This is a genomic window from Lacisediminihabitans changchengi (genome assembly GCF_016634425.1).
In the GTDB taxonomy this organism is placed as follows: domain Bacteria; phylum Actinomycetota; class Actinomycetes; order Actinomycetales; family Microbacteriaceae; genus Lacisediminihabitans; species Lacisediminihabitans changchengi.
The window spans coordinates 530,970-557,175 of record NZ_JAEPES010000004.1 but is presented as its reverse complement, the minus strand read 5'-3'; the positions used below and the strand labels follow the sequence as shown (position 1 = coordinate 557,175).

The following is a 26,206-nucleotide window of genomic DNA, read 5'->3' as shown; positions in this document are numbered from 1 at the left end:
TACCGCCTCCCTAGCCCCCGTCGCCCGCGCAGGATGGTCGCCAGGCGCACGAGTACGGGAGAGGCGATGGAGACGATCACGATGGGCGGACTGACGACCGGTGGGATGCCGATGGGCGGACTGCCGGCAGACCCGGCTTTCCTGCTTGCCCTGGAGACCCAGCAGCGCAGGCTCCATGCCCTCCTGGTGCGGGTCGACAGCGTGCGTGCGCAGCTGCCCTCGGCAGAGGTGGGAGTGTGGCGGGGGCCAGCGCATACGCTCTACGCGAGCTCCGTCGAGGCGCTGGTGAAAGAGTTCGGCGTCATTCGCGACCGGCTCGATGCGGCGCTCGCCTCCACCCGCGCGGCGCACTCCATCGCTGCCCAGCAGGGCTGAGCCGCGGTTAACGTGACGAACCGATCGGACGACGGTGGGCATCCGCTCATCATCAGTGGCGGCGGCTCCATCGCCGTGGGCACCGACGAGCTGTTCGCGGCATCGAGAGCCCTGCGCGCGGTGGCGGTGGAGCTGGCCAGCTGTCTGCGCGAACTGTCTGCCATCGATGGCCTGGTGACGGCGACTCGAGTACCGCTCGCGCAGGGCTCCGTGCAGGCGGCGGAGCACGGCATCCGCGATGCGATGGTGCTGGCGTCGCGCGCCAAGGACCACGCCGGGCTGCTGTATCTGGCGGTCGATCGCTCGGCGACGGCCTACGGAATCGCGGAGGAAGCCACGGAGCGGCTCAGCACCGAGGCGGCTGCCACGCTGGGGTACGCGTTCGGCTTCTTCCTGCCGGGCATGGCGCTCGCGGCGCTGCCCGGCCTGCTCGGCATCGCCGGGGCGGCGTTGCCGGCCGCCGTCGCCTTCTCTCAGCTACCGCCGGACCGTCGGGCCGAGCTGACCACGTCCCTGCGCGGGTGGTTGCTCGAGCGCAAGGGAATCCTCAGTGACCCCATGTTCGCCTCGTTCGTTCGGCATTCCGTGACCAGCGTCGACGATGTGGGCGCTGGACTGTTTCACGCCGTCCCGGCGGTCTCCGGCATTCTCGGGCTGCTGGGTATCACCGGCGTGACCGGCTCGTCGCGAACCGTGGTCGGCGCCGGGCGTGGACTCGGGATGCTCGCTGAGACCCCGGTGCGCACGGATCGGGTGGCGAGCATCCCGCTCTCGACCGCGCCGCAGGGATGGGATGACCGCGCCGCGCGCATTCCGCGCGAGAACGCTCAGGTGCGGATCGATCGCTACAGCGTCGGCGGTCAGCCTGAGCGGTTCGAGGTCTACGTGAGTGGTACCCGGGACTTTTCTCTCGGCGGAGACACGCAGCCGTGGGACATGACGAGCAATCTGAACGGCATCGCCTTCGGAGACTCTGGCTCGGTTCGCGCGGTCGAGCAGGCGATGGCCGACGCAGGCGTCACGGCGGAGACCCCGGTCGTTCTGACCGGCCACTCGCAGGGCGGCCTGGTCGCCGCGCTCGTCGCGGGCTCCGGCGAGTACGACGTGCGTGGCCTCTACACTCTGGGCGCGCCAGCGGCCGGGGTAGCGGTACCGCATTCCGTGCCATGGGTGGCGATCGAACACACCGGTGACATCGTTCCGGCGACGTCCGGGGAGTGGACCTCGTCTGATCCGGTGCTGGTGCGGCGGGACATCAGCGGACTGCCGTCTGCGACGCCGGACCAGTTTTTTCCGACGCACATGCTTCCGGCCTATCGAGACACCGCGGTGGTGCTCGACGGTGCCACCGAGAGCAGGGTCGTGGAGGCTGCTGGGCACTTCTCCGAGTTCACCGAGATAGCAACACCGGTGAGCTCGACGACGTATCAGTCGGTGCGCACCAGTCCGGTCGGAGGGTGATGTCGGAGAGCGGTCAGGCGCGCGTGCGAACGAAGGGGCGCAGGATGAGGCCGATGATCCAGCTGATAACACCGAGCACTAGAGCGCCCAGAACGCCCCACCAGAAGCTGTCGACGCGCAGGCCGAATCCGATGATGGTCGAGATTCCGCTGACGAGCAGCAGGAGAAGCCCGTTCACGATGAACGAGATGAGGCCGAGGGTGATGATGTAGAGCGGAAGAGCGACGACGCGGATGAAGCCGCCGATCACCCCGTTCACGATCCCGAAGATGAGTGAGACGAGCAGGTAGGTGAGGATCGTCGGGAGCGTGCCGCTATCCCACGGCCGCACCGTCACGCCCGCAACGATCAGCGTGGTGAGCCAGAGGGCCACGGCATTGATGATCAGCCGAACGAGGAATCGGGTCATGCGACCACTATGCCCGGCTCCCAGCGGCACGGCAACGGCGGCCCCATAAGCTGGAAGGTATGACCGCAGACCGCCAGCCCCCCGTGCGCCTTCGCCCGGAGATCGTGGCGCTCGCCGCGTACGCGCAGGGAAAGCCTGCCGCGCACGATGCGTTCAAGCTCTCGTCGAACGAAAATCCGTTCGAACCGATCGAGGCGGTACGCGAGGCGATCGCCGGTTCGTCGATCAATCGCTACCCCGATGCTTCTGGCCGGGTCGTGCGGGCCCGGATCGCCGAGCGCTTCGGTGTGAGCGAGCAGGAGGTGCACCTCGGTGCCGGATCGGTGTCGATCCTCGCCCAGTTGATCCAGGCTGCTGCTGCCCCCGGCGACGAGGTCGTGTATGCCTGGCGTTCATTCGAGGCCTACCCGGGCCTCGTCGCCGTCTGCGGCGCCACGAGCGTGACGGTGCCGATCCGCGCGGACGGTCGACATGACCTCGATGCGATGGCTGCCGCTATCACCGACCGCACCCGCGTCGTCATCGTCTGCTCGCCGAACAACCCGACCGGGTCGATCGTCACGGCGCAGGAGTTCGAGCGGTTCATGCAGCTCGTGCCGAACGACGTGCTGGTGCTGCTCGACGAGGCGTACATCGAATTCGTCACCGACCCGACCGTGGTCAACGGGCGGACCCTCACCGGCCGCTACCCCAACCTCGTCGTGCTGCGCACCTTCTCCAAGGCCTACGGCCTCGCGGGCCTGCGCATCGGCTACGCGGTCGGCCCGGAATACATCCTCAACGCCGCCAGGAGCACGGCCATCCCGCTGTCGGTCACCGAGCAGGCGCAACTCGCCGCGATGGCATCACTCGACAACGAGGATGTGCTGCTGGAGCGGGTGCGCGACCTTGCCGTGCTGCGGGATGAGATCTGGAGCGCTCTCCGCGAGCAGGGCTGGGACAGCCCGAAACCGCACGGCAACTTCATCTGGCTCGAGACGAAGCAGTTCACCGAGCGCGCGGCAGGCATCTTCAGCGAGCACGGAATCGTGGCGCGCGCACTCGGAACCGACGGCATCCGTATCTCCATCGGAGAGAAGGAGTCTGTTGCTTCTCTCCTAAGGGCTTCGGAAGAGGTTGTCCGTTCTCTACCAAGTACGCTCTGATTGCCCGGGTTAGATTAGAAACTCGGTGCCAGCTCGGCGGCACGACCGCCCACCCTTCTCGCGAAGGCCGAACCAGGACTGCGAGGTCTCCGTGGCAGACGAAACTCTCACGAACGATGCATCGATGGTGCAGCTTCTTTCTCCCGATGGCGAGCTCCAGACCGGAGCAGCAGCCGCGGAATACCTGCCGTACGTCGAGGCGCTGAGCGACGAGGAACTGCTCCAGTTGCACCGCGACATGGTGATCACCCGTCGCTTCGACGTTGAGGCGACCAACCTGCAGCGTCAGGGGCAGCTCGCCCTGTGGCCACCGAGCCACGGCCAGGAGGCCGCACAGGTCGGGTCGGCCCGCGCCACGCGTCGCCAAGACCACGTCTTTCCGTCGTACCGCGAGCACTCCGTCGCGATGATCCGTGGCCTCGATGTGTTCGAGATCATCAAGATCATGCGTGGCACGACCAACGGCGGGTGGAATCCGGCCGAACAGAACAACTTCCACCTCTACACGCTCGTGCTCGGCTCGCAGGCCCTGCATGCCACCGGATACGCGATGGGCGTCACGCTCGACGGGGCCACCGGCACCGGCGATCTCGACAACGACCAGGCGGTCATCGTCTACTTCGGTGACGGCTCGACCAGCCAGGGGGATGTCAGCGAGGCGTTCGTATTCGCCGCGAGCTTCCAGACCCCCGAGGTCTTCTTCCTGCAGAACAACCAGTGGGCGATCTCCGTGCCGGTGAGCGTGCAGTCGCGCATCCCGCTGTTCCAGCGCTCGATCGGCTTCGGAATCCCCGGCATTCAGATCGACGGCAACGATGTGCTGGCGAGCTACGCCGTGACCCGCAAGAACCTGGATGACGCGCGCAGCGGCGGGGGACCGCGCCTGATCGAGGCCTTTACCTACCGCATCGGCGCCCACACCACGAGCGACGACCCGACCAAGTACCGCGAGAGCGGCACCGTGGCCGACTGGGTACTCAAAGACCCGATCGCCCGCTACGAAAAGTTCTTGCGCACCCGCGTCGCCAGCGACGCGGTCTTCGCCGAGATAGCGACCGAGGCGGATGATTTCGCCGCCGATCTGCGTCACCGCACGGTCGACCTGCCGATCCCCGGCAACGACAAGATCTTCGACAACGTGTATTCGGAGCCGCACCCCGTCATGGTGGAGCAGAAGCAGTGGTTGGCCGACTACGAGGCGTCGTTCGGAGGAGAAGCGTGACCGACACCGCGATAACGACAGAGCTCCCGCTGGTCAAGGCACTCAATGCCGGACTGAAGAAGGCGCTGCACGACGACCCCAAGGTTCTGCTCATGGGAGAGGACATCGGCCCGCTCGGTGGCGTCTTCCGCGTGACGGAGGGGCTGCAGGCGGAGTTCGGCACGAACCGTGTCTTCGACACCCCGCTCGCCGAGTCGGGCATCGTCGGCACGGCGATCGGTCTGGCGATGCGCGGCTATCGCCCCGTGTGCGAGATCCAGTTCGACGGGTTCATCTTCCCCGCGTTCGACCAGATCACCACACAGCTGGCGAAGTTGACGAGCAGACACGAGGGACAGGTGTCGATGCCGGTCGTCATCCGGGTGCCGTACGGCGGACACATCGGTGCCGTCGAGCACCACCAGGAGAGCCCGGAGGCATACTTCGCGCACACCCCCGGCCTGCGACTGGTGAGCCCGAGCACCCCGAACGACGCCTACTGGATGATCCAGGAAGCCATCGCCTCGAACGACCCGGTGCTGTTCTTCGAACCAAAGAGCCGGTACTGGCACAAAGGTCCGGTCGACTTCAGCGCATCGGCCGCGCCGCTGCACAGCAGTCGCGTGGTGCGTACCGGCACCGAGGTGACCGTCATCGGCCACGGTGCCATGGTCAACGTGCTCATGCAGGCCGCCGAGCTCGCCGCAACCGAGGGAACCAGCATCGAGGTCATCGACCTGCGATCCCTCTCGCCGATCGACTACGCGCCGATCATCGCCTCCGCGCAGAAGACCGGCCGTGTCGTGGTCGCCTCCGAGGCTCCCGGTTTTGCCAGCATCTCCTCGGAGATTGCTGCGACCATCACCGAGAAGGCCTTCTACTCGCTCGAAGCCCCCGTGCTGCGGGTCACCGGCTTTGACACCCCCTTCCCGCCAGCGAAACTCGAGGGCGTCTTCCTCCCGGATGCCGATCGCATCCTCGAAGCGGTCGACCGCACCCTCGCCTACTAACCTCTCGCCCCACCGGGCACCAAGGAGCATCGTGAGCACCTCAGAATTTCCCCTGCCGGATGTCGGCGAAGGTCTGACCGAAGCCGAGATCGTGTCGTGGCGCGTCCAGGCCGGCGACACCGTGGTTCTCAATCAGGTTCTGGTGGAGATCGAGACGGCGAAGTCGCTCGTCGAACTGCCGTCGCCGTTCGAGGGCACGGTCACCGAGCTGCTCGTGCAGGAGGGGCAGACCGTCGACGTCGGTACGCCGATCATCGCGGTCTCCTCCGGTGACGGGGCGGCCCTCGCGGCGGCGATCGGCGGCGATCCAGACGAGACTCCGGCAGCAGCACTGGCGCTGGCTGCGGAGCAGGCGGATGACCGCCCCGGCGCGGTCCTCGTCGGCTACGGCATCAAGGGGGGAGTGACCTCCCGCCGCCAGCGCGGAGGGCAGCAACCGGCGGTGGCGACGGAGAGCGGCAGCGCACCCATCGCGATTCGTCCGCGCTCGGTGCCCGCGGCATCCGCGTCGAACATCATCGCGAAGCCCCCGATCCGCAAGCTGGCGAAAGACCTCGGGGTCGACCTCACCGAGGTAGGTCCAACGGGCTTGGCCGGCGAGATCACCCGGGATGACGTCATCCGTCACGCGTCGCAGGCGAGCCTGTTCCACAACATCGAGACACCGCCGTGGTCGGATGAGCGCGAGGAGCGCATCCCGGTCAAGGGTGTGCGCAAGGCGATCGCCACGGCCATGGTGTCGAGCGCGTTCACCGCGCCGCACGTGAGCCTGTTCGTCGACGTGGATGCGACCCGCACCATGGAGTTCGTCAAACGTCTGAAGAATTCGCCCGACTTCGCCGGGGTCAAGGTCTCTCCGCTGCTGATCATGGCCAAGGCGATGATCTGGGCAGTGCGGCGCAACCCCACGGTCAACGCCCAGTGGACCGATAGCGAGATCATCGTCAAGCACTACGTGAACTTCGGCATCGCCGCGGCGACCCCGCGCGGGTTGATCGTGCCGAACATCAAAGAGGCGCAGGAGCTCTCGCTGCGCGAACTCGCCTCGGCGATCGAGCAGCTCACCATCACCGCACGCGACGGTAAGACGCCACCGGCCGACATGGCGGGCGGCACTATCACGGTCACGAACATCGGTGTCTTCGGCATGGACACCGGAACCCCGATCCTGAACCCCGGCGAGGTCGCGATCGTGGCGCTCGGCACTATTAAGCAGAAGCCGTGGGTGGTCGACGGCGAAGTGCGTTCGCGTTTCGTCACGACCCTCGGTGCGAGCTTCGACCATCGGATCGTCGACGGGGATGTCGCCAGCCGCTTCCTCGCGGACGTCGCCAGCGTGATCGAAGAGCCCGCTCTGCTGCTGGACTGACGCTGCTGCTCGACTGACGCTGCTGTTCGACTGATCAGCGCGGCCACAGGATGCTCGATCTGCGCTACTCTCTAATGAGAACGACAATCATTAGCTAAATTAGAGAGCTCCTCCCGTGCGCATCATCCCCACCTCTGCAGTCCTCCTCGTCGCTGCGCTCGCCCTCACGGGGTGTGCCGCGTCGAGCTCCGCTGGCACCGGCGGCCCCATCCGCGTGGTCGCCTCCACGAATGTGTTCGGCGACATCGTCAAGCAGATCGGCGGCTCCGCCGTCGCGGTCACCTCGCTGATCGAAGACCCGTCTCAAGACCCGCACTCCTTCGAGGCTGACGGCCAGGTGCAGCTCGCACTCTCGAAGGCGCAGGTCGTGATCGAGAACGGCGGCGGCTACGACGATTTCGTCGACACGCTGCTGAAGGGTGCGAGCAATAAGAAGGCCACGGTGCTGAATGCCGCGACGATCTCCGGACTCAACCAGCATCCCTCCGCAGGGGAGTTCAACGAGCACCTCTGGTACGACTTTCCGGTGATGACGAAGGTCGCCGAGAAGATCGAGGCGAGTCTCAGCGCGCTCGACGCAAGTAAGAAGTCGACGTTCGCGGCCAACACCGCTGCATTCGTCGACAAACTCGCCACCCTCGAGGCATCCGAGGCGACTATCAAGAGTGCCCACAAGGGGGAGGGCGTCGCGATCACCGAGCCTGTTCCTCTCTACCTGCTCGAAGCGAGCGGTCTGGTGAACGCGACCCCGGCGAAGTTCAGTGAAGCCGTAGAAGAGGGAACGGATGTCTCCCCCCTCGTTCTGCGCCAGACCCTCGCCCTCTTCACCGAACACACCGTGAAACTGCTGGTCTACAACGAGCAGACCGACGGACCGGAGACCGAGCAGGTGCTCGCCGCGGCGAAAAAGGCCAAGATCGCCATCGTCCCGGTCACCGAGACTCTGCCGGCTGGGAAGTCGTACGTCAGCTGGATGACCGCCAATCTCGCGGCCATCTCGGCTGCGCTCGGCTGAGCGACCGAATACGCTGACCACCACACCGAGCGAGAGACCCGTCCATGACCGAACCCGTGCTGAGCCTGCGTCACGCCACGCTCTCGTTCGGCGACCGCGAACTCTGGCGCAACCTCAACCTCGAGGTGCAGGCGGGCGAATTCCTGGCCGTGCTCGGGCCGAACGGCACCGGTAAAACCAGCCTGCTGAAGACGATCCTCGGGCAGCAGAAGCTCACCTCGGGGGAGCTCGACTTTCTCGGCGGCCCGGTAGGCCGGGGCGACAAGCGCATCGGCTACATCCCGCAGCAGAAGCTTCTCGAGCAGGGGACCCCGCTGCGTGCGCGCGACCTGGTCGCCTTCGGGGTGAACGGAAATCGGTGGGGACTGCCGATTAACTCGCGGGCGGTTCGGGCGAAGGTGGCGGACATCCTGCAGTCCGTCGGGGCGAGCGACTACGCGAACGTGCCGGTCGCCACTCTGTCGGGCGGGGAACAGCAGCGCGTACGCGTCGGGCAGTCGATCGCGGGCGACCCGCGGCTGCTGCTCTGCGACGAGCCGCTCATCTCGCTCGACCTGAACCACCAGCGCCAGGTCAGCGAGCTGATCGACGAGCAGCGCAAGCGGTTGAACACCGCCGTCGTGTTCGTGACGCATGACGTCAACCCGATTCTGCCGATGGTCGATCGCGTGCTGTACCTGGCGGGCGGCCGCTTCCGGGTGGGCACGCCAGACGAGGTGCTGCGCAGCGAGGTGCTCTCCTCCATGTACGGCACCCCGGTCGAGGTCATCCGCAGTCGCGGGCGCATCGTCGTGCTCGGAGCGCCGGAGGGGTACGGCGTTCACGATCACCTCGAGCACCACACCGCCACCGAGGCGACGGAGGCACCCGAATGAGCGGGGACTTCTGGTCGCAGATCTTCGGCTTTGCGAACTACGGCGAACTGCTGGTGCTCGTGCACAACTCGATCATCGCCGGGGCCATTCTCGGCGTCGTCGGCGGACTTATCGGCCCCTTCGTGATGACCCGTGACCTCGCGTTCGCGGTGCACGGAGTCAGCGAATTGAGCTTCGCTGGAGCATCCGCGGCTCTGTTGTTCGGCGTCAATGTGGTGACGGGATCGATCGCGGGGTCGCTGCTGGCGGCGTTGCTCATCGGCGTCCTCGGGTCGAGAGCGCGCGAACGCAACTCGATCGTCGCGGTACTGACGCCGTTCGGTCTCGGCCTGGGCATCCTGTTTCTCGCGCTATACAAGGGCCGCAGCGCCAACAAGTTCGGGCTGTTGACCGGGCAGATCGTGTCGGTCGACAACCCCCAGCTGCTGATGCTGGTGATCATCTCACTGGTGGTCATCGCCGGTCTTCTCTTTGTCTGGCGGCCGCTGAGCTTCGCCAGCGTCGATGCGGATGTCGCCCGAGCCAAGGGGTTGCCGGTCTCCGGGATTTCGATCGCCTTCATGGTTCTGCTCGGCCTCGCGACCGCGGTGTCGATCCAGATCGTCGGGGCGCTGTTGGTGCTATCGCTGCTGGTGACGCCGGCCGCCGCGGCCATGCGGGTCACCGCATCCCCTTTTCTCACCCCGCTGCTGAGCGTGGCCTTTGCCGTGACCTCGGTGGTCGGCGGCATTCTGCTCGCGCTCGGCGGCGGGCTGCCGATCAGCCCGTACGTCACGACGATCTCGTTTCTGATCTACGTGGTGTGCCGCATCATCGGCTCGCGTCAGCGCCGGCGGGGAAACAACGGGCGGACGCTGTCGGCGCCCGTCGTCTCGACTCTGGGTGGAGGTCACGAGTGAAGAGAAACACCTGGCAACGCGAGGCAGTTCGCGAGGCTCTCGGCAGCAGCGACAACTTCGTCAGCGCGCAGAGTCTGCACGCGGGTCTGCGCGATGCGGGATCGCCGATCGGGCTGGCCACCGTGTACCGCGCGCTGGCCAGTCTCGCGAGCGAGGGCGAGGCGGATTCGCTGCAGCAGGAGGGCGAAAGCCTCTATCGCGCCTGCACCCCTGGCCAGCATCACCATCACCTGATCTGCCGCAATTGTGGACTGACCGTGGAAATCGAGGCGGATGAGGTCGAGCGCTGGGCGCAGAACCTTGCAGCGCAGCACGGGTTTACCCAGGCAAATCATGTCGTCGATGTCTTCGGCCTCTGCGCGGATTGCAGCGCGCTCGCCGCGTCCGATCAGGTGACGCGCGGTTAGAGTGTCGGCACGGTGCAGCGCGCACCGACTGCTCCGGAGGTGCTCACCATGTCGACAGCCCGTTCCCTCGCCCTCCTCGCCACCGTCGGCGTCGCCGCGCTCGCCCTCTCCGGCTGTAGTGCGATCGGTACCGTGAGCTCCGCGGCGTCGAAGGTCGAATCGTGTGCGTCCATCGCCACGACGATGAGCGCTGCCAGCAGTGATATCGCCGGCAGCGTGACATCGATGACCACCGATCCGGCGACAGCGCTCGAGAAGCTGAAAACGGTCTCGGCCGACTTCCACACCGCCGTGGGCAAACTGAAGAATGTCGACGTGAAGAAGGCGGCAGAGACGGCGGATGCCTCCCTCACGGCTCTGGTGGACAAGGTCGAGGCGGTATCGGCGAACCCCGCATCCGCCGACACGACTGCCCTGCAGGACGCGGCGACCGCGGTCAGTGACGACTTCGTGGCCATCGGCAAGGTCTGCACGCCGTAGCGAAGCGGGATGCGTGCCACCGGCGTGTTTGCTGAGCTCGCGGGCATCCCGTAGTATTGGACGCTGCTGCGCGAATCTCGCCAGCCACGTGTACGGATCCCCATGAATTTCTGCGGTGGATCGCGTGCGCCGACAAGAAACCTTGGGTAACCGGGCCCCTTCCCCTATGGAAGGGATTGGCCCGTTTACGGTAGATGGAGGAAAACCATGGCCGCAGTGTGCCAGGTGACTGGAGCCGTTCCCGGCTTCGGACACAACATTTCGCACTCGCACCGTCGCACCAACCGACGCTTCGACCCGAATGTGCAGAAGAAGAAGTACTACGTCCCGTCGCTTCGCCGTAACGTGACGCTGACCCTGAGTGCCAAGGGCATCAAGGTCATCGACGCTCGCGGTATCGAGTCTGTGGTCAAGGATCTCCTTGCCCGTGGGGAGAAGATCTAATGGCAAAGTCCCAGGACGTTCGTCCGATCATCAAGCTCCGCTCGACCGCGGGCACCGGTTACACCTACGTGACCAAAAAGAACCGTCGTAACGACCCAGACCGTCTGGTGCTGAAGAAGTACGACCCCATCGTGCGCCAGCACGTCGAATTCCGCGAGGAGCGCTAACCATGGCGAAGAAGAGCAAGATCGCTGCGAACGAGCAGCGCAAGATCGTCGTCGCACGGTACGCGACCAAGCGCCTGGAGCTGAAGAAGGCTCTCGTCGACCCCACCTCGACCGACGAGCAGCGCGAAGCCGCTCGCCTCGGCCTGCAGAAGCTTCCTCGCAACGCCTCGCCGGTGCGCGTTCGTGGTCGCGACGCGATCGACGGTCGTCCGCGTGGTTTCCTCAGCCAGTTCGGCGTTTCCCGTGTACGATTCCGCGATATGGCGCACCGGGGAGAATTGCCCGGTATTACTAAGTCAAGCTGGTAAATTACAGGCGGCTCGGGGGATAACTTCTCAGGGCCGATCGATTCATGCACGCAGGTCTGTTCTCTTGAGCAGCAATGTTTGTTCTGCAAAGCACAACGTCCGAGGAGGACTTCAATGGCTGACAAGTCACTAAACCGTACCGAGCTCGTCGCGGCAGTCGCCGCTCAGTCTGGGCAGAGCCAGGCCGCCGTCAACGGCGTCCTCGACGCTCTGTTCTCGACTCTCGCCACTTCGGTGGGCGAGGGCACGAAGGTCACGATCCCGGGCTGGCTCGCAGTCGAGCGCACCCACCGTGCCGCTCGCGCCGGCCGTAACCCTTCCACGGGTGAGGCAATCGAGATCAAGGCCGGTTATGGCGTCAAGGTGAGCGCGGGCTCGAAGCTCAAGGCCGCCGCCAAGTAGTCCTGCTCTGCAGTCCCGAAGGGGACGTCGACCACACGGTCGGCGTCCCCTTCGTCGTTGGTGCGGCATCCGTTCAGCCCGTCTTCTCGGCGTTTTACCGGGACGACCTCGTTTAGGGTGGATGTCGTGCCCAGGCTCGTGAGGATCGCCGGGCCAGCCCTTCTGCTGGTCGTCGCTTTTCTGTCCCTGCTCTGGGCTCTCGCCTTCGGCGGTGCGGCGGCCCCTCAGGCGGTGTTCGACCCCGGAGCCGTCGTGCGCATCGGACTCCCGATTGCGACAATGCTGGGCAATCTCGGCGTGGCCGTGACCCTCGGCGCTCTGGTCTTGGTCTGCTTCGCGCTGAACGACAAGCCCGAGTTCGGCAAGGCGCTCGACATCGCCGCTGCCGCCTCCGCCTTCTGGACGGTCGCCTCCGCCGCCACCGGTTTTCTCACCTTCCTCAGCCTGTCGGGCACGCCGGTGAGCTTCGACCAGAACTTCGGCTCGGTGCTCGGGCAGTTTCTGTCTGGTCAGCCGGCCGGGCAGAGCCTCGGGCCGTCCTGGCTCGCCACCGTGCTGATCGCCGCGGTCGTCACCGTTCTCTGCTTCGCCGTGCGCAACCGCACCGCGCTGCTCTTCGTGACGGTGCTCGCTGCGGCTGGCCTTGTGCCGGCGACGCTGCAGGGACACTCGGGGGATGCGGCCGGTCACGACGCGGCGACCAGCTCGCTCGGACTCCACCTGGTCTTCGCCTCGATCTGGCTCGGTGGTCTGGTCACGATCGTGCTGCTGCGGAAGAGCCTCGAGGGTGGGCGGATCGGCCCGGTGATCGCCCGCTATTCGACGCTCGCCATCATCTGTTTCGTGGTGGTGGCCGCCTCAGGCTATGTGAATGCCGCCCTTCGTGTCGGAACGCTGCCGCAGTTGCTTACTCCCTATGGCATCCTGGTGCTGGTCAAGGTGCTGGCCCTGCTCGTGCTCGGTCTGTTCGGCCTCGCCCAGCGCACGCTCCTGGTGAAGAAGATGCAGAACGCCACAAACGGCGGAAGCAAATTCTTCTGGTGGCTCGTCGCGGCGGAGCTCGGCTTCATGGGCCTCGCCTCGGGTGTCGCCGCCGCGCTCGCCAAGACGCAGACTCCCGTCGCGCAGACCCGCGGCGGTACCTCTCCCGCCTGGGTGCTCACCAGCGGACCGCTGCCGCCCCCGGTCACCGTCGGGCGCTACTTCACCCTGTGGAACTTCGATCTGATCTGGGTGCTCGTCTGCGCCTTCTTGGCTTTCTTCTACCTCGCCGGAGTCTGGCGCCTGCGCCGCCGTGGCGACCGCTGGCCCTGGTACCGCACCGTGCTGTGGCTGGCCGGGCTCGCGGTGCTGTTCTATGTGACAAACGGCAGCATCAACGTGTACGAGAAGTACCTGTTCAGCTCCCACATGCTCGGTCACATGCTGCTCGGCATGATGATCCCGGTGCTCCTTGCCCCGGCCGCACCGATCACGCTCGCACTGCGCAGCATCCACAAGCGCACCGACGGAAGTCGCGGCCCGCGCGAGTGGATCATGATCGTCGTGCATGCCCCGATATCGAAGGTGCTCACCAACCCGCTCATCACCGCGGTCATCTTCGTCGTCTCCCTCTGGGCGTTCTACTATTCGCCGCTGTTCGGCTGGGCCACCGTCGACCACATCGGGCACGAGTGGATGACGGTGCACTTCCTCATCGCCGGCTACCTGTTCGTTCAGTCGCTGATCGGCGTCGACCCGGTTCCGTTCCGCGCCTCATACCCGATGCGGCTGCTGACGCTGCTGGCGACGATGGCGTTCCACGCATTCTTCGGGCTGGCTCTGACCACAGGAACCGGGCTGCTGCTGGCGAACTGGTACGGCGCGATGGGGCGCACCTGGGGGCCGAGTGCCATCGCCGACCAGCAGGCCGGCGGCGGTATCGCCTGGGGTGTGGGCGAGATCCCCACGGTGGTGCTCGCCATCACGGTGGCGATCATGTGGAGCCGAAGCGACGACCGTGAGGCCAAACGCCTCGACCGCAAGGCCGACCGCGACGGTGACCGCGATCTCGAGGAGTACAACCGGATGCTGGAAGAGCGGGCCAGGGACGGCGCGCCGCGACCCTAGGCGGCATTCAGTACGCGCGAGTTCCACGCGCTAATACTGCGCGGTGATCTGCAGGCTGCCGTCGCCCGCGATCATGATCGCGTAGGCGACCGAAAATGGCACGTCCTCATCGAAGACCGACACCGTTCCGTCGAAGATCGACTTGACCGTGACCTTTAGGTGCGCGGTTCCCTCGGTCGGGGGGACCGCCCAATTGCCGATCCCGCCCGCCGCGGCGATCGTGACCACGGGCAGCTTCACCATCGACCAGGTGGGGGTGTCTTGAACCCGATCGCGGATCTGCTGGCCCATCGGGCACCCGGTCGGTTGGAGCACGGTCTGCTTCACGCAGGAGGCCAGCTGCGCATCCAGCTGCTTCTGCACGGCCTTCACGAAGGCGGCACTCGCCCGCACCTCGACCGTGGCCGGTGCAACTACGCCCGGATCGTCGACCAACACCGTTGTCGGCGCGGCTGTGAGGTACGCAGACGCGTGCGAGAGGGTGATCGCCGCCGGCGTCAACACGAGATAGGTGCCGTCACCGTTCGTCGGGTTCTCGGGCAGTCCGTTGGCGACGAAGCTCGCGGCGTGGTCGACAGTGACGTGCAGCGCACTGACCGGAGTGGCGGCGAACCGCCAGGCAGAGAACAGCCCGAGATGGCTGCCATCGCGCCGCACCTCGAATGTCGAGCGACCGGCGGTGTCGCCGAGGCGGTACGACACGGTGACCCGGTGGGCGCCCGTGGAGGTCGTGCTGTCGGAGACGAAACGGATGTCGGACAGCTCGGCCATGGCATCCGATCGCAGCAGCGCACGCGACGCGTTCCGCGGGGCGGTGACGCCCGGCGTTCTCAAGGCGTCGGCGACATCGTGCCGCGCGAGGGCCGAGAGGTAGGAGCCGACGAACCCGTTCGCGCTGTACAGCGTGAGGTTGAGTGTCGTCACGGTGACGACGAAGGCGGCGACGAGCACCCCGCCCAGCACGATCCACGTGGTGAACCCCCTGCGCCGCATGTCCACATCCTAAGTGGGCGGGCTTGGCGCCGTTCACTCACAGGGGCGTGCGGCGCGGACCGGGGGCACGGATGTCGCGGGTAGATTGGAGAGGCTGTGCGGGCCGGTCGGCATCCCGACACGTCCGAGCCCGGCGAGAGGAGCTTCGTGAGCGACTTCACCCTCTCTGCGGAGCAGGCCGCGGTGTTCGAAGCGATCGAGAAGACGCGCGAGAACATCTTCGTCACGGGGCGTGCTGGCACCGGAAAATCGACGCTGCTCAACCACCTGTCGTGGAATACCGACAAGCAGGTGGTCATCTGCGCCCCGACCGGTGTTGCGGCACTCAACGTGGGCGGGCAGACCATCCATTCGCTGTTCCGGCTGCCGATCGGGGTCATCGCCGACCACAAGATCGAGCAGACGGCAGAACTGAAGAAGCTGCTGAACACTATCGACACCCTGGTGATCGATGAGGTGTCGATGGTCAATGCCGACCTCGTGGATGCCATCGATCGCAGTCTGCGGCAGGCACGGCAGAAGCCGCGCGACCCCTTCGGTGGCGTGCAGGTCGTGCTGTTCGGGGATCCGTATCAATTGGCGCCCGTGCCCGGCGATGAAGACGAGCGGGCGTACTTCACCGACCAGTACCGGTCGATGTGGTTCTTCGATGCGAAGGTCTGGGATGACGCCGACCTGCGAATCTTCGAGCTCACCACCATTCACCGGCAGCACGAGGGGGAGTTCAAGTACCTGCTGAATGGTGTGCGGCATGGGCAGGTCACCGCGGAAATGGCAGGGCGGCTCAACTCGGTCGGTGCGCGGCCGGCGCCCACCGACGGCGCCATCACTCTGGCCACCCGTAACGACACGGTGACGCGCATCAACGCGCTGGAGCTCGGTCGCCTGACCGGCAAGGCGAAGACCGCGAAGGCCGAGGTGAGTGGTGACTTCGCCGGGCGTGGTTTTCCCGCCGATGAGTCGCTCGATCTGAAGGTGGGTGCGCGGGTGATGTTCCTGCGCAATGACACCGGCAACGGCGAGGGCGGTCAGCGCTGGGTGAACGGCACGGTCGGCACGGTCACCAAGATCTCCTCCACGGTGTTCGTGGAGGTCGACGGCGAGGAGCACGAGGTGCAGCCGGCCATCTGGGAGAAGTTCAAGTACACCTACTCGCCCAGCACCAAGCAACTGCGTAAAGACATCGTCGCCGAGTTCACCCAGTTTCCGTTGCGCTTGGCCTGGGCGGTCACCATCCACAAGTCGCAGGGCAAGACCTACGACCGCGCCATAGTCGACCTCGGCTCCGGGGTGTTCAGTGCAGGTCAGACCTACGTCGCGCTCAGCCGCATCACCGCTCTCGACGGGCTGTACCTCACCCGTCCGCTGCGGCCGAGTGATATCCGCGTCGACCCCGACGTGCAGCGGTTCATGAGTCGGGCATCCGCCGTGCCGGCGCTCGAGGCCCGCGAATCCGGGGTAACCGGCTAGCTCGGTTATGGGGTCCATGACTGTAACCGACCCGGTCGGTTACTACCGCGCTGGTCGAACTTGTGCCGTCTTGTGCGGGTTGTGCCTGCCCGAGCAGGCACAACCCGCACAAACGGGCGCAACGGAGTGCTGGGGTGGCTAGGCGACGACCTTCGCGCGGGCCAGGTCGACGAACAGCTCCGTGTTGAAGCGATACGCGATGAGCACCTCGTCGATGACGCGGTCGCGTTCGTCGGAGTCCCAGGTCACGGCATCCAACTGGTCGCGGTAAGTCTCCTTGAACCGCTTCGGGCTGGCGATCTCGTCGAACAGGTAGAAGCCGACGCCGTTGGTCTCGAAGCCGAACTGGCGCTGCATGAGGGAGCGGATGACCTGGCCGCCCGAGAGGTCGCCGAGGTACCGCGTGTAGTGGTGCGCGATAAATCCGCCGGGCCAGCCCGCGGCGACACCGGAGATGCGCTCGACGTAGCGCTGTGTGGTGGGGAGCGGCGTGATGGCCGTGCGCCAGGCCGCACCGAGCAAAAACTCGAGGTCCGCCTCGATCGCCGGCAGCCTAGTGAGGTGAGGCGAGATGAATGGGGCCGCGACCGGGTTGTCGGCCATGACATCCGCTGCGGCCTCGAGTGCCTCGTAGATGAAGAAGTGCTGGGCCACCAGGGCGATGTAATCCTCGCGCGTGCCGCGGCCCGACATCAGATCGGTCATGAAATCGGCGCCCTCGCTGTCACCGTGGCTCGACCAGGTGCGCTCGCGCAGCGCCTGCGAGAAGGGAATGACGTCAGGCATGGGCACTCCGAACGGTAGGTAAGGTGACCCTTAGTTTAGGGGGTGGCCTGCGCCGGTGACATCCGTTCTCCCTGGCAATCGGCGAAGAATCAGTGGTCGGGATGCCCCGGAAACTGCAGCTCGGAGGGCGCGGCAACGCCGGCCTGGGTGAAGGCGAGGGCCGGGGCGGTGAGGGCCGCAATGACGAGCGCACCCACGACGATGGCGAGCAACGAGCGAGCTCCGCCGCGATCGACATTCACCCGATCGACATTCGCCCTGGGGCTGCGCAACCGAACGCTCAGCACAATCGCGATAGCCAGCTCGAACGCGGTGGCCGTGCCCATCGGCACGAACGCCAGGGGAGCGGCGACGTCCGGCGAACCGAGCGCCGCGCCGATCACCAAGAGCAGCGCCCAGATCAGGGCGGGTACGAGCGCGACCGCCCTCGCGGCCTGGGGAAGCACGAGTCGATCACGGGACAGGCAGGCGACACCCCAGAGCAGTTCGAACAGCGCGAGCAGCACGAGACCCACGGCGAACGGCCCCGGTGCTCCGAGGCTCAGGGCAATGTGGATGAGGGCCGCGCCGATGGCGGCGAAGGCCAGCCAGCTGCGGGTGACGGGCGACATCCGTCAGCCGCGGCGCGGGCCCGCGGGCTGCTCCGTGCCGAGGGATGCCGCGAGCAACAGAATCGCGCTGGCGAAATGCAGCACGTGGTCTTGCAGGTTGAGCGCCAATACGTTGAGCGGAGTGCCGACGACGTACAGTCCGGCGAGCCCGATGAGCAGATACAGCGTGCCGACGATGCGGTTGAGCATGAGCGCGGCGGCACGGCCGGAGAGTCCGGCCATCACGAGAGCGGCGCCGATGACGAGGTGGGCGATGTTGTGGAAGTCATTGACCTCGAAGATGCCGAGCAGCAGTCCGCCCTGGGTGCTGAAGAATCCGACCCCGCCGGTGCTGGCAAACCCGAGCGCACCGAGAACGACGTAGAGCGCGCCGAGAACGACCGCGAGCATCCGGTTGGCAGAGCCGGCGGGCGAGATCTGGGCCGTGACCTCGCTCAATGGGGCCGCTGTTCGACGCCGAGCTGGGTGGCTGCGCGCTCGTACAGAGAGACCACCTCGGCCCGCACCTGGGCGCGCTCGCTGATCGGTTCGCGCCACGGTACTCGGCTGACGAACTCGCCGGCGGGGGTGCGGTAGGTCCAGAGACCGCCGTCACCGTCGAAGCCGGTCATCGAGGCGGTGGTGGCCGCTGGGTCGACGAAGGCGCGCACGATCAGCAGGTTGTCGTCGACGTGGTCGCCGTTCATGTGCTTCAGGATGGCGGCGACGACATCGGGTTCGAATGTTGGCACGAAATCTACGGTACTGGGCGCAGCCGATGGGGGACCATGGTTTCATGCCGATCGTCCCCGACACCAAGAACTGGACCTGGGTGCTCGAAGCCCCGTGCCCCGACTGTGGCTACGACGCCTCGACCATCACGGTCGCCGACGTGCCCGACATGATCCGGGCCAATGCCGCGGCCTGGCCGGCCGTGCTCGAGCGAGCGGATGTCGCGGTGCGGCCGGACGACAGCACGTGGTCGCCCCTGGAATACGCGGCCCACGTGCGCGACGTGTTCCGCATCTTCGCTACCCGTCTTGCGCTGATCCTCGAGGAGGACGAGCCCGAGTTCGAGAACTGGGACCAGGATGCGACGGCTGTCGCCCAACGGTACGGCGAGCAGGATCCGGCGACGGTGGGCGTGGAACTGGTGGAGGCGGCATCCGTTCTCGCCGCGGCCTTCGAGGCGGTTCCGGCGGATGCCTGGCAGCGCCGCGGGCTGCGCGGAGACGGCGCGGCGTTCACCACCGAGACGCTGGCGAAATACTTCATCCACGACCCGATTCATCACCTCTGGGACGTGCGCTGATGCGACATTCGTTGGTCGAGTAGCGGGTGTCGATACGGCTACTCAACCGGCCAAGTACTCGCGGGCTACGCCGAGCGGGCCGTCAGCTCCGCGCGCAACGGCCAGTCCTGGTTCTCCAGGATGAACTGAGCCGAGGACCCGGTGTGGCTGTTGACCACGATCGGTGCCATCAGGTTCATGCTGGTTCCACTTTCGCCGGGATTCGCCACCACGAGCACGATGGCATCTTCGGGCTGGGTCACGCCGAGCGTGCCGCACTGCTCGTCAGAGAGCTCCGGCGCGTAGTCGGGGATGTAGACAGAAGCGTCGAGCACGAACAGACGGATGCTGTCGTTGCCGACTGCGCGGAGCGAGTACAGGCCGCTCGCACCCTCGATATCGTCGAGGGTGAAGTCGGTGAAGGGGGCAAAGCCCGGCAGGGGAGCGACGAAGCTCAGGCTCGTGCTCATCGCAGAAAGTCCATCAGGGTGGGCTGCAGGGTGCGCGAGGTGACCGCCAATGCTGATTGGTAGGTGACCTCCTGCTGCTTGAGCTGCAGCACCATCTCTGCGATGTCGACGTCTTCGACGTCGGCCCGCTTCGCCTCGAGGGTTCCTGTCGCTGCCACGTTCAATCCTTTTGCTCGTTCCACCTGAAGCTGACGAGCACCGACGCTGCTCTGCTCCGTGCTCACCGCCGTCATTGCGCTGTCGATGTTGGCCAACTGCGGGCCGACGTTCACACCGGTGCGCAGGTCGCTGACGATCGTGTCGAGCAGTGCGAACACCGAGGTCGCGCCGGAGCCGAACACCGCGGCGCCATCGGAGTCGACGCGCACGCTCGACGTGCCGTCCATTTGGCGTTGAACCGTGCTGCCGGTGCCGGTGAAGGTGTAGTTCGGGTTCACCGCAACTCCGGCATCCGAGTTTCCGGCGAAGACGGTTCGGCCGAGATACGAGGTGTTCGCCTTGGCCATCAGATCGCTCTTCAGCCCCTCGAGCTCCTTCGCGATCGCCTCCTTGGCGGTCGCCGACAGCGAGCCGTCACTGGCACCCTGCACGGTGAGGTCGCGAACCCGGCGCAGGATGTCGGTGGTCGCCGACAACGTCGAATCGACCGTGTCGAGCCAGCCGGTCGCATCGTCGATGTTGCGACCGTACTGGGCGTTGGCCGACTGGGCGGCACGCACCCGCATCGAATCGGCGGTGCCGGAGGGGTCATCCGACGGCACTGCGATCTTCTTCAGGGTGGTGGACTGATCCTGCAGCCTCGCCAACTGGGCGGCGCTGGACTGCAGGTTGTGCTGGGCGTTCAGCATCCTGGTCTGGCTGGTCACTCGTGTCAGCACGGTTATCTCCCGACGATTCCGGTGTGGTTGATGAGGGTGTCGAGCATCTCGTCGATCGAGGTCATGACGCGGGCTGCACCCTGGTACGAGGTCTGGAAGGTCAGCATGTTGACGTTCTCTTCGTCCATGTCGACCGAGGAGTTGGAGAGCTGAGCCTTGCTGGCGTTGGAGGCAGCGCTGTCGGCGAGGGTCGCCTGCTGCAGTGCGCTCTTGGCCGCCACGCCGATTCCGGTGACGAAGGTGGACCAGACCGAGTCTGGCGAACCCGCGGCGCTACCCAGGTGCGCGATGGCGGCGGCGTTCGAGCCGTCGTTGCCACCTGCGCCGGCGGTGCCGGTGGCGATTTCCGCGCCGCTGGTCGGGATGACGCTCAACCCGAGCGCGGCCGGTCCGGTGGAGGACACGGCGAAGAAGCTCAGGCCGGTGGTACCGCTCGGTGTGGTGCCGCCGGAGTGCACCGCATTGACCGCGTTGGCCAAGTAGGTGGCGAATTTGTTGTATCCGGCCGCGGCCTCGGCGATCGCCCCGCCGGTGCCACTGGCGTTTGCGCCGGCGAGCACCGAGAGAGCGCCGGCGATCTCACCGGATTCAACCGACACGGGGATATTCGGGCGGGCCGTCCACTGCAGTGTGAGCGGGGCCCCGCTCGCACCCTCCATCGTGCTGCTGCCGGACACGGAAAGCTGGTACGACGTGTCGCCCGAAACTAGGGCGTTGCCGCCGACCAAGACCTCGGCGGTGCCGTCGGGCAGCTCCCGCACTGTGCCCCCGGTGAGGGCGGCGATCGAGGTCGTGAGCTGATTGCGCTGGTCGATCAGCTCATTTGCCGAGCCGCCACGGGCGAGAGTGGAGCGGATTTCGCCGTTGAGGGCTGCCACCGACGTGGCAGCCTGATTGAGCTCATCGACCATGCCGGTGAGCTTGCCACGGGTCTGCGTCCACTGGTCGTTCAGCGCGGTGTATCCCGCGGCGATCTGGTTCGTCAGTGCGGTGGCGGTCTGCAGCAGCACTCCGGCCGGCGCTGCCTGCCCGGCCTGATTGCTCACGGCGCTCCAGGCGCTCCAGAAGCTGGAGAGCTGGGCGGAGATGCCGTTCTTGCCCGGCTCGTTGAGTGAGGCCTGGATGTCGGTGAACGTGTTCGAGCGCACCGCAAGATTGCCGGAGGCCGCGGCGGTGATTCGCACGCGGGCGTCGAGGAACGCGTCACCGAGGCGGGCGACACCGTCGACGGAGACGCCCTGTCCGACGCGCGGGCTGCCGCCAGACAGCGGGCCGACCTGCGCCAGCGACCCCACCGCAGAGGTGGTGATGCGCTGACGGGTGTAGCCCGCGGTCGTGGCGTTGGCGATGTTCTGCCCCACGACATCCAGGCCCTGGCGGGCGGCGTTCAGACCGGAGTATGCGGTGCTGAGACCGCCGAAAGTGCTCACCATGTTCGTGTCCGGTACTCGATCAGAGGGTCACGTCGAAGATGTGGGACGAACCACCGGACGACCCGGTGTCGCCCTTGGCGGTGTACGTTCCGCTGTCGGTGCTGCCCTCGCTCTGCGATTCCTGCACAAAGCGGATGGCCGTGCGCAGGTAGTGCTCGTTGAGGTCACGCAGTTCGCGGATCTCGTTGGTCAGCTCGGTCATCGCCGAGAGATGCGCGGTGAAGATGTCGGCCCATGGGCCGTTCGGCGCGAGGGCGACGAGTTCACGGAGGGTGACGTCATCCTCTGCTCCCCACTCGTTGGCGACGATGGATGCCTCGACGGTGCGGGCGAGGCCAGCCTGGCGCAGACGCTCCATGACCTGTTCGACCTCACGGGTGGCGAACTGAAGCCAGCGGGTCTTGCCGGAAGAGAGGATGAACTGCTCCTCCTCCAGCTTGAAGACGAGCAGGTCGAGCAGCTCCCGCTCACGCCACAGGCTGGCCGAAAGCTCGTTCGCACTCATGTCTGCTCCAGTCCGGTCGTCTGCAAGCGCTGACGTTCCCACTGCTCGTGCCACCGACGTCATTTTCTCCACTCTCGTTCGGTGGGGACTATCGGCAAGGGTACGCCGGGCGTTAGTCATCTTCGGGTGCGAATTCGAGGCCGTGGGGGACACGGGCGGGTGTCAGCACCATGGAGGACTAATTCGCTGAAACGGGGTACGCGGTCCCCCGGACTGGGGGCGAAAACGGCCGCGTAGACCCCGAATTTCCTGGTCACGGGGGTTGTCAGCGCCATAGAGTCAAAACCGGATCGCGGGGCTGGCACCCCGACGGAACCGCTCGAAAAACACCTCTCACCCGCAACACCTACCCGAAAACGAACTGCAAAGTTTTACGGCATCCGTCCCTTACGGATGTCGCCGCAACGCGACTGGGATCGCAAACGGGGGCACGGCTTGTGAACAAATCGGAACGCAACGCATTGGTTGTGGAGAATCTCCCACTGGTGGGTTACCTGGTGTCAGAGGTGTGGGCGAAAGCCACCCACCTCTCTCGCGACGACCTGGCTTCGGCCGGCGCACTCGCTCTCGTGACCGCGGCTGACGCGTTCGATTCCACCCTCGGCGTTCCCTTCGGTGCATACGCCCGTAAGCGCATCGTCGGTGCGTTCGCCGATGAGATGCGCTCCAGCGACTGGGCCTCGCGGGGCGCCCGTAAGCGCATCAAAGAGACCACCGCGGTGCAGGAGACGCTGACCGCGGCCCTCGGCCGCAGCCCGAAGGTCGATGAGATCGCCGAGGCGATGGGCGTCGACCGCGAGGAGGTCTCGGCCGGACTCGCGGATGCCGCCCGTACCGTTTCGACCCTCGATGACGCCGTGTCGGACTTCCTGATCGCCGACATCGCGCTGCCCGAAGAGTCGCTCCTCTCGAGTGAGCGCCTTAACTTTCTGCGCGCGGCCGTCGAGTCGCTGCCGGAGAAGATGCGCGTGATCGTCACCCAGGTCTACTTCGAAGACCGCTCGGTCAAGGAGATCGCCGACGAGCTGGGGATCACGCACTCTGCGGTCTCGCAGCAGCGGGCCGAAGCCATCCGTCTGCTCAAAGACGGGCTGGAGACGCACTACGCGGACGACGAGAAGCAGCACGCACCGGTGTCGCGCATCTCTCCTGCTGCGCGTAGCGCATACCTGGCTCGCGTGGCGACCAGCGCGCTCGCCGGCATGGCGTCGGGTATGGCGCCCGTGACGCAGCGCATTTCTGCCGCGTCGTAAAAAAGTTTGCTTCGCACCTAACGCGAACTCGCGGGGTGCCGATAGCTATCAACGTCGGACCACGGATGGGCCGATTCGGGAAGACCCAATCACGGAGGAAAACACCATGGGTATGCAGGTCAACACCAACATTTCGGCACTCAACTCGTACCGGAACCTCAGCAACACGCAGAACGATCTCGCGAAGTCCCTCGAGAAGCTCTCGAGCGGTCTCCGCATCAACCACGCAGCAGACGACGCGGCCGGCCTGGCCATCTCGCAGGGTCTGCAGTCCCAGGTCAGCGGCCTCACCGTCGCCAGCCGCAACGCGCAGGACGGCATCAGCGTCATCCAGACCGCTGAAGGTTCGCTCAGCGAGGTCCAGACCATCCTCCAGCGCGTTCGCGACCTGGCCGTCCAGGCCGGCAACGACTCGAACAACGCGACGTCGCGTGCCGCGATCGGCACCGAGGTCACGGCGCTCGGCGCAGAGCTCACGCGAATCGGCGCATCGGCCAACTTCAACGGCACCAAGCTGCTGAACAACGCCACGGGCACCCTGACCTTCCAGGTCGGCGCGGGTTCGGTCGCAGCTGAGGACCAGATCACCGTCTCCAACACCGACGTTGCTGCCATCGGCACCACGGTCTCCGGACTCGCCGCAGCCGGCTTCGCCACCAGTGCCGCGGCGCTGACCACGATCGCCACGCTGGACACCAACATCACGGCCGTCTCGACCGCTCGTGCCAACCTCGGTGCGCAGCAGAACCGTTTCGAGAGCGTCATCCGCAACCTCAGTGTCTCCACCGAGAACCTGACCGCGGCGAAGTCGCGCATCACCGACACCGACATGGCTGCCGAGATGGTCAAGTACACCCGCTCGAACATCCTGTCGCAGGCCGGCACCGCCATGCTCGCCCAGGCGAACCAGGGCAACCAGGGCGTCCTGCAGCTGCTCCGCTAACCCGGAAACAGCTAGACGGTAGAAGGACAACGCCCGGTGGCTGTCGTGATGAGACCTGGACCTCTCAAATCGATCGCCGCCGGGCGTTTATCGTCTGCCCACCCCTCTACTCGGCGATAGCGCAAAGGAAACGACATGGGAATCTCCCTCGATGGGCTCTCCAGCGGCCTGGACACCACCTCGCTGATCGCCAGCCTCATGCAGTCGGAGTCGATCCCGCAGAACCTGCTCAAGGCACAGGTCACCTCGACCACTGCCGAGATCACGGCACTGCAGTCGCTCAACGCGAAGATCGCGGCACTCGGCGTTCTCGCCAAGGCCGCGTCCAAACCCGGCGCGCTCGATCTGTACTCCGCCTCCAGCAGCAACACGAATGTCAAAGCCACCGCCGGGGCCGGCGCGACCGGTGGGGAGCTGCAGGTCGTCGTCAGTGCGCTCGCGCAGAACCAGATCGGCGTCTCGGCCGCCATGAGCGCGTGGCCGACTCCGGCGACAATCACGATCGTCGGCCACGGTGGGCCGGTCGAGATCAGCGCTGCTTCTGGTTCGCTCGACGATGTGGTCACCGCGGTGAACGCCTCCAGCGCCGGGGTGACGGCGACCAAGGTCGCCGCGGGAAAAGACTCCGGCGGCAACCCGGTCTACCGTCTGCAGTTCTCCAGCAAGACCACCGGCGCGGATGCGGCGTTCAGCGTCTATCAGGGCACCGCCGCGAACGTCGCAGCGGGTACGGCGACCAATGTGCTGACCGCGCCGGGTGCGGCGATCACCAAGACCGCGCAGGATGCCAGCGTCAAGCTCTGGGCGGGAACCTCCGCAGAGCAGACCGTCACCTCGGCGAGCAACACTTTCACCGATCTGCTGCCCGGCGTCTCGGTGACCGTGTCGGCGACATCCACGGATCCGACGACCATCACGATCGGGCGTGACTCGAGCGCTGTCGCCAGCAAGGCCAGCGCCCTGGTCGACGCCCTCAACCTCGTGTTCAGCGTGATCAGCAACCAGAGCGCGAGCAGCACCGTCACCAACGCGGATGGCACGACCAGCCTGAAGGCCGGCGTCTTCGCCGGAGATAGCACCGTGCGCGACATCGACGACAAGGTCATGTCTGCGGCGACCATGCCGATCGACGGACATTCGCCGTCGGAGTACGGCATCAGCGTGACGAAGGACGGCACCATCACCTTCGACACCGACAAGTTCCAGGCGGCCTTGGCGGCGGATCCGGATGCGGTCAACGCGGCGCTGCAGACCATTTCTACCCGGGTGGCTGCCGTCACCGACATCGCCTCGGACAAGTACACCGGACAGATCACGCAGCGGATCACCGGAGACCAGTCGTCGGTGACGTCGCTGAACGACCAGGTTGCGGCCTGGGACATCCGTCTCGCCAGTCGCAAAAGCACGCTCGAGCGCACCTACTCCGCGATGGAGGTGCTGCTGAGCAACATGAAGGCACAGTCGGCTGCCCTCACCTCGCAGCTCTCATCGCTCTCCTCCTCCTCTAGCGGAAGCTGA

31 protein-coding genes are annotated in these 26,206 nt (G+C 66.1%); 21 read left to right on the top strand and 10 right to left on the bottom strand.

Going from position 1 to position 26,206, the window contains the following annotated elements:
* Window positions 1–66: 66 nt before the first annotated feature.
* Together IV501_RS13850 and IV501_RS13845 are read left to right on the top strand one after the other, a co-directional pair.
* Entirely contained in the window at window positions 67–375 is a 309-nt protein-coding gene (locus IV501_RS13850; RefSeq protein ID WP_200556917.1) for a hypothetical protein, read from the top strand.
* Between the two features lie 12 nt (window positions 376–387).
* Window positions 388–1,836 carry an alpha/beta hydrolase family protein gene (locus tag IV501_RS13845; RefSeq protein ID WP_200556916.1) on the top strand — a complete coding sequence of 483 codons (1,449 nt, stop codon included), beginning with the start codon at window positions 388–390 and terminating at the stop codon, window positions 1,834–1,836.
* Between the two features lie 13 nt (window positions 1,837–1,849).
* Here the strand turns inward: IV501_RS13845 and IV501_RS13840 are convergent, their stop codons facing one another.
* Window positions 1,850–2,245 (bottom strand): phage holin family protein, encoded by a 396-nt coding sequence (locus IV501_RS13840; RefSeq protein ID WP_200556915.1) that lies wholly within the window; start codon window positions 2,243–2,245, stop codon window positions 1,850–1,852.
* A gap of 59 nt (window positions 2,246–2,304) precedes the next feature.
* Here IV501_RS13840 and IV501_RS13835 point away from each other — a divergent pair, with 59 nt between their 5' ends.
* From IV501_RS13835 to IV501_RS13770, 14 genes are all read left to right on the top strand, one after another.
* Window positions 2,305–3,390 (top strand): histidinol-phosphate transaminase, encoded by a 1,086-nt coding sequence (locus IV501_RS13835; protein ID WP_200556914.1) that lies wholly within the window; start codon window positions 2,305–2,307, stop codon window positions 3,388–3,390.
* Window positions 3,391–3,514: 124 nt separating this feature from the next.
* Window positions 3,515–4,612, top strand: coding sequence for a thiamine pyrophosphate-dependent dehydrogenase E1 component subunit alpha (locus IV501_RS13830; RefSeq protein WP_200556913.1), 1,098 nt, complete (start codon window positions 3,515–3,517; stop codon window positions 4,610–4,612).
* 11 nt (window positions 4,613–4,623) lie between these two features.
* Window positions 4,624–5,601 (top strand): alpha-ketoacid dehydrogenase subunit beta, encoded by a 978-nt coding sequence (locus tag IV501_RS13825; protein WP_200556986.1) that lies wholly within the window; start codon window positions 4,624–4,626, stop codon window positions 5,599–5,601.
* 31 nt (window positions 5,602–5,632) lie between these two features.
* Window positions 5,633–6,970, top strand: coding sequence for a dihydrolipoamide acetyltransferase family protein (locus IV501_RS13820; RefSeq protein WP_200556912.1), 1,338 nt, complete (start codon window positions 5,633–5,635; stop codon window positions 6,968–6,970).
* 115 nt (window positions 6,971–7,085) lie between these two features.
* Window positions 7,086–7,985 (top strand): metal ABC transporter solute-binding protein, Zn/Mn family, encoded by a 900-nt coding sequence (locus tag IV501_RS13815; RefSeq protein ID WP_200556911.1) that lies wholly within the window; start codon window positions 7,086–7,088, stop codon window positions 7,983–7,985.
* A gap of 44 nt (window positions 7,986–8,029) precedes the next feature.
* Window positions 8,030–8,860: a metal ABC transporter ATP-binding protein gene (locus tag IV501_RS13810; protein WP_200556910.1), complete on the top strand. Its 831-nt coding sequence runs from the start codon at window positions 8,030–8,032 to the stop codon at window positions 8,858–8,860.
* On the top strand, window positions 8,857–9,759 hold the full coding sequence (locus tag IV501_RS13805; RefSeq protein WP_200556909.1) for a metal ABC transporter permease: 903 nt from the start codon (window positions 8,857–8,859) through the stop codon (window positions 9,757–9,759). The genes IV501_RS13810 and IV501_RS13805 overlap by 4 nt, the downstream gene beginning before the upstream one ends.
* Window positions 9,756–10,166 carry a Fur family transcriptional regulator gene (locus IV501_RS13800; RefSeq protein ID WP_200556908.1) on the top strand — a complete coding sequence of 137 codons (411 nt, stop codon included), beginning with the start codon at window positions 9,756–9,758 and terminating at the stop codon, window positions 10,164–10,166. The genes IV501_RS13805 and IV501_RS13800 overlap by 4 nt, the downstream gene beginning before the upstream one ends.
* A 48-nt stretch (window positions 10,167–10,214) precedes the next feature.
* A complete protein-coding gene (locus IV501_RS13795; protein WP_200556907.1) occupies window positions 10,215–10,646 on the top strand; it encodes a hypothetical protein in 432 nt (143 codons plus the stop codon).
* Between the two features lie 207 nt (window positions 10,647–10,853).
* Window positions 10,854–11,090, top strand: coding sequence for a 50S ribosomal protein L28 (gene rpmB, locus IV501_RS13790; RefSeq protein ID WP_173182131.1), 237 nt, complete (start codon window positions 10,854–10,856; stop codon window positions 11,088–11,090).
* Window positions 11,090–11,257 (top strand): 50S ribosomal protein L33, encoded by a 168-nt coding sequence (rpmG, locus tag IV501_RS13785; protein WP_200556906.1) that lies wholly within the window; start codon window positions 11,090–11,092, stop codon window positions 11,255–11,257. Before rpmB ends, rpmG begins: the two co-directional genes overlap by 1 nt.
* Window positions 11,258–11,259: 2 nt before the next feature.
* On the top strand, window positions 11,260–11,565 hold the full coding sequence (gene rpsN, locus IV501_RS13780; RefSeq protein WP_200556905.1) for a 30S ribosomal protein S14: 306 nt from the start codon (window positions 11,260–11,262) through the stop codon (window positions 11,563–11,565).
* 114 nt (window positions 11,566–11,679) lie between these two features.
* A complete protein-coding gene (locus IV501_RS13775) occupies window positions 11,680–11,967 on the top strand; it encodes an HU family DNA-binding protein (RefSeq protein ID WP_200556904.1) in 288 nt (95 codons plus the stop codon).
* A 126-nt stretch (window positions 11,968–12,093) separates the two neighbouring features.
* Window positions 12,094–14,076 (top strand): bifunctional copper resistance protein CopD/cytochrome c oxidase assembly protein, encoded by a 1,983-nt coding sequence (locus IV501_RS13770; RefSeq protein ID WP_200556903.1) that lies wholly within the window; start codon window positions 12,094–12,096, stop codon window positions 14,074–14,076.
* A gap of 30 nt (window positions 14,077–14,106) precedes the next feature.
* Here IV501_RS13770 and IV501_RS13765 read toward each other — a convergent pair whose 3' ends face one another.
* A complete protein-coding gene (locus IV501_RS13765; RefSeq protein ID WP_200556902.1) occupies window positions 14,107–15,069 on the bottom strand; it encodes a hypothetical protein in 963 nt (320 codons plus the stop codon).
* A gap of 147 nt (window positions 15,070–15,216) precedes the next feature.
* Here IV501_RS13765 and IV501_RS13760 point away from each other — a divergent pair, with 147 nt between their 5' ends.
* Window positions 15,217–16,539 carry an ATP-dependent DNA helicase gene (locus IV501_RS13760; protein ID WP_200556901.1) on the top strand — a complete coding sequence of 441 codons (1,323 nt, stop codon included), beginning with the start codon at window positions 15,217–15,219 and terminating at the stop codon, window positions 16,537–16,539.
* A 138-nt stretch (window positions 16,540–16,677) separates the two neighbouring features.
* On the opposite strand, the gene IV501_RS13755 is transcribed toward IV501_RS13760, so the two are convergent.
* The 4 genes from IV501_RS13755 to IV501_RS13740 form a co-directional block, all read right to left on the bottom strand.
* On the bottom strand, window positions 16,678–17,325 hold the full coding sequence (locus tag IV501_RS13755; protein ID WP_200556900.1) for a biliverdin-producing heme oxygenase: 648 nt from the start codon (window positions 17,323–17,325) through the stop codon (window positions 16,678–16,680).
* 89 nt (window positions 17,326–17,414) lie between these two features.
* The gene (locus IV501_RS13750) at window positions 17,415–17,936 is read right to left on the bottom strand and encodes a hypothetical protein (RefSeq protein WP_200556899.1); all 522 of its coding nucleotides are present in this window, start codon (window positions 17,934–17,936) and stop codon (window positions 17,415–17,417) included.
* A 3-nt stretch (window positions 17,937–17,939) separates the two neighbouring features.
* Entirely contained in the window at window positions 17,940–18,326 is a 387-nt protein-coding gene (locus IV501_RS13745) for a DUF4383 domain-containing protein (protein ID WP_200556985.1), read from the bottom strand.
* A gap of 44 nt (window positions 18,327–18,370) precedes the next feature.
* Window positions 18,371–18,667, bottom strand: coding sequence for a DUF2470 domain-containing protein (locus tag IV501_RS13740; RefSeq protein WP_200556897.1), 297 nt, complete (start codon window positions 18,665–18,667; stop codon window positions 18,371–18,373).
* 44 nt (window positions 18,668–18,711) lie between these two features.
* On the opposite strand from IV501_RS13740, the gene IV501_RS13735 reads away from it, so the two are divergent.
* Window positions 18,712–19,227, top strand: a complete 516-nt coding sequence (locus IV501_RS13735; RefSeq protein ID WP_200556896.1) for a DinB family protein — start codon at window positions 18,712–18,714, stop codon at window positions 19,225–19,227.
* Between the two features lie 65 nt (window positions 19,228–19,292).
* On the opposite strand, the gene fliW is transcribed toward IV501_RS13735, so the two are convergent.
* From fliW to IV501_RS13715, 4 genes are read right to left on the bottom strand one after another with little or no spacing between them, the layout of a single operon-like run.
* Window positions 19,293–19,676: a flagellar assembly protein FliW gene (gene fliW / locus IV501_RS13730; protein WP_200556894.1), complete on the bottom strand. Its 384-nt coding sequence runs from the start codon at window positions 19,674–19,676 to the stop codon at window positions 19,293–19,295.
* Window positions 19,673–20,554 (bottom strand): flagellar hook-associated protein FlgL, encoded by an 882-nt coding sequence (gene flgL / locus IV501_RS13725; protein ID WP_200556892.1) that lies wholly within the window; start codon window positions 20,552–20,554, stop codon window positions 19,673–19,675. Before flgL ends, fliW begins: the two co-directional genes overlap by 4 nt.
* Window positions 20,555–20,556: 2 nt before the next feature.
* Complete coding sequence (gene flgK, locus IV501_RS13720; RefSeq protein WP_234698530.1) at window positions 20,557–21,987, bottom strand: flagellar hook-associated protein FlgK; 1,431 nt, start codon at window positions 21,985–21,987, stop codon at window positions 20,557–20,559.
* A gap of 19 nt (window positions 21,988–22,006) precedes the next feature.
* Window positions 22,007–22,492, bottom strand: a complete 486-nt coding sequence (locus IV501_RS13715; RefSeq protein ID WP_200556891.1) for a flagellar protein FlgN — start codon at window positions 22,490–22,492, stop codon at window positions 22,007–22,009.
* Window positions 22,493–22,929: 437 nt separating this feature from the next.
* Here IV501_RS13715 and IV501_RS13710 point away from each other — a divergent pair, with 437 nt between their 5' ends.
* From IV501_RS13710 to fliD, 3 genes are all read left to right on the top strand, one after another.
* Window positions 22,930–23,745 carry a sigma-70 family RNA polymerase sigma factor gene (locus IV501_RS13710; protein WP_200556890.1) on the top strand — a complete coding sequence of 272 codons (816 nt, stop codon included), beginning with the start codon at window positions 22,930–22,932 and terminating at the stop codon, window positions 23,743–23,745.
* A 106-nt stretch (window positions 23,746–23,851) separates the two neighbouring features.
* Window positions 23,852–24,688: a flagellin N-terminal helical domain-containing protein gene (locus IV501_RS13705; RefSeq protein WP_200556889.1), complete on the top strand. Its 837-nt coding sequence runs from the start codon at window positions 23,852–23,854 to the stop codon at window positions 24,686–24,688.
* A 135-nt stretch (window positions 24,689–24,823) separates the two neighbouring features.
* Window positions 24,824–26,206: a flagellar filament capping protein FliD gene (gene fliD, locus IV501_RS13700; protein WP_200556888.1), complete on the top strand. Its 1,383-nt coding sequence runs from the start codon at window positions 24,824–24,826 to the stop codon at window positions 26,204–26,206.

Bases quoted from the DNA above. Each gene is read 5' to 3' on its own strand.
- fliW (WP_200556894.1), bottom strand. From the start codon at position 19,676: ATGAGCACGAGCCTGAGCTTCGTCGCTCCCCTGCCGGGCTTTGCCCCC.
- IV501_RS13830 (WP_200556913.1), top strand. From the start codon at position 3,515: ATGGTGCAGCTTCTTTCTCCCGATGGCGAGCTCCAGACCGGAGCAGCA.
- IV501_RS13810 (WP_200556910.1), top strand. From the start codon at position 8,030: ATGACCGAACCCGTGCTGAGCCTGCGTCACGCCACGCTCTCGTTCGGC.
- IV501_RS13705 (WP_200556889.1), top strand. From the start codon at position 23,852: ATGGGTATGCAGGTCAACACCAACATTTCGGCACTCAACTCGTACCGG.
- IV501_RS13775 (WP_200556904.1), top strand. From the start codon at position 11,680: ATGGCTGACAAGTCACTAAACCGTACCGAGCTCGTCGCGGCAGTCGCC.
- IV501_RS13765 (WP_200556902.1), bottom strand. From the start codon at position 15,069: ATGCGGCGCAGGGGGTTCACCACGTGGATCGTGCTGGGCGGGGTGCTC.
- IV501_RS13755 (WP_200556900.1), bottom strand. From the start codon at position 17,325: ATGCCTGACGTCATTCCCTTCTCGCAGGCGCTGCGCGAGCGCACCTGG.
- rpmB (WP_173182131.1), top strand. From the start codon at position 10,854: ATGGCCGCAGTGTGCCAGGTGACTGGAGCCGTTCCCGGCTTCGGACAC.
- IV501_RS13750 (WP_200556899.1), bottom strand. From the start codon at position 17,936: ATGTCGCCCGTCACCCGCAGCTGGCTGGCCTTCGCCGCCATCGGCGCG.
- IV501_RS13805 (WP_200556909.1), top strand. From the start codon at position 8,857: ATGAGCGGGGACTTCTGGTCGCAGATCTTCGGCTTTGCGAACTACGGC.
- IV501_RS13840 (WP_200556915.1), bottom strand. From the start codon at position 2,245: ATGACCCGATTCCTCGTTCGGCTGATCATCAATGCCGTGGCCCTCTGG.
- IV501_RS13835 (WP_200556914.1), top strand. From the start codon at position 2,305: ATGACCGCAGACCGCCAGCCCCCCGTGCGCCTTCGCCCGGAGATCGTG.
- rpmG (WP_200556906.1), top strand. From the start codon at position 11,090: ATGGCAAAGTCCCAGGACGTTCGTCCGATCATCAAGCTCCGCTCGACC.
- IV501_RS13715 (WP_200556891.1), bottom strand. From the start codon at position 22,492: ATGAGTGCGAACGAGCTTTCGGCCAGCCTGTGGCGTGAGCGGGAGCTG.
- IV501_RS13745 (WP_200556985.1), bottom strand. From the start codon at position 18,326: ATGCTCGCGGTCGTTCTCGGCGCGCTCTACGTCGTTCTCGGTGCGCTC.
- IV501_RS13735 (WP_200556896.1), top strand. From the start codon at position 18,712: ATGCCGATCGTCCCCGACACCAAGAACTGGACCTGGGTGCTCGAAGCC.
- IV501_RS13795 (WP_200556907.1), top strand. From the start codon at position 10,215: ATGTCGACAGCCCGTTCCCTCGCCCTCCTCGCCACCGTCGGCGTCGCC.
- flgK (WP_234698530.1), bottom strand. From the start codon at position 21,987: ATGGTGAGCACTTTCGGCGGTCTCAGCACCGCATACTCCGGTCTGAAC.
- fliD (WP_200556888.1), top strand. From the start codon at position 24,824: ATGGGAATCTCCCTCGATGGGCTCTCCAGCGGCCTGGACACCACCTCG.
- rpsN (WP_200556905.1), top strand. From the start codon at position 11,260: ATGGCGAAGAAGAGCAAGATCGCTGCGAACGAGCAGCGCAAGATCGTC.
- IV501_RS13850 (WP_200556917.1), top strand. From the start codon at position 67: ATGGAGACGATCACGATGGGCGGACTGACGACCGGTGGGATGCCGATG.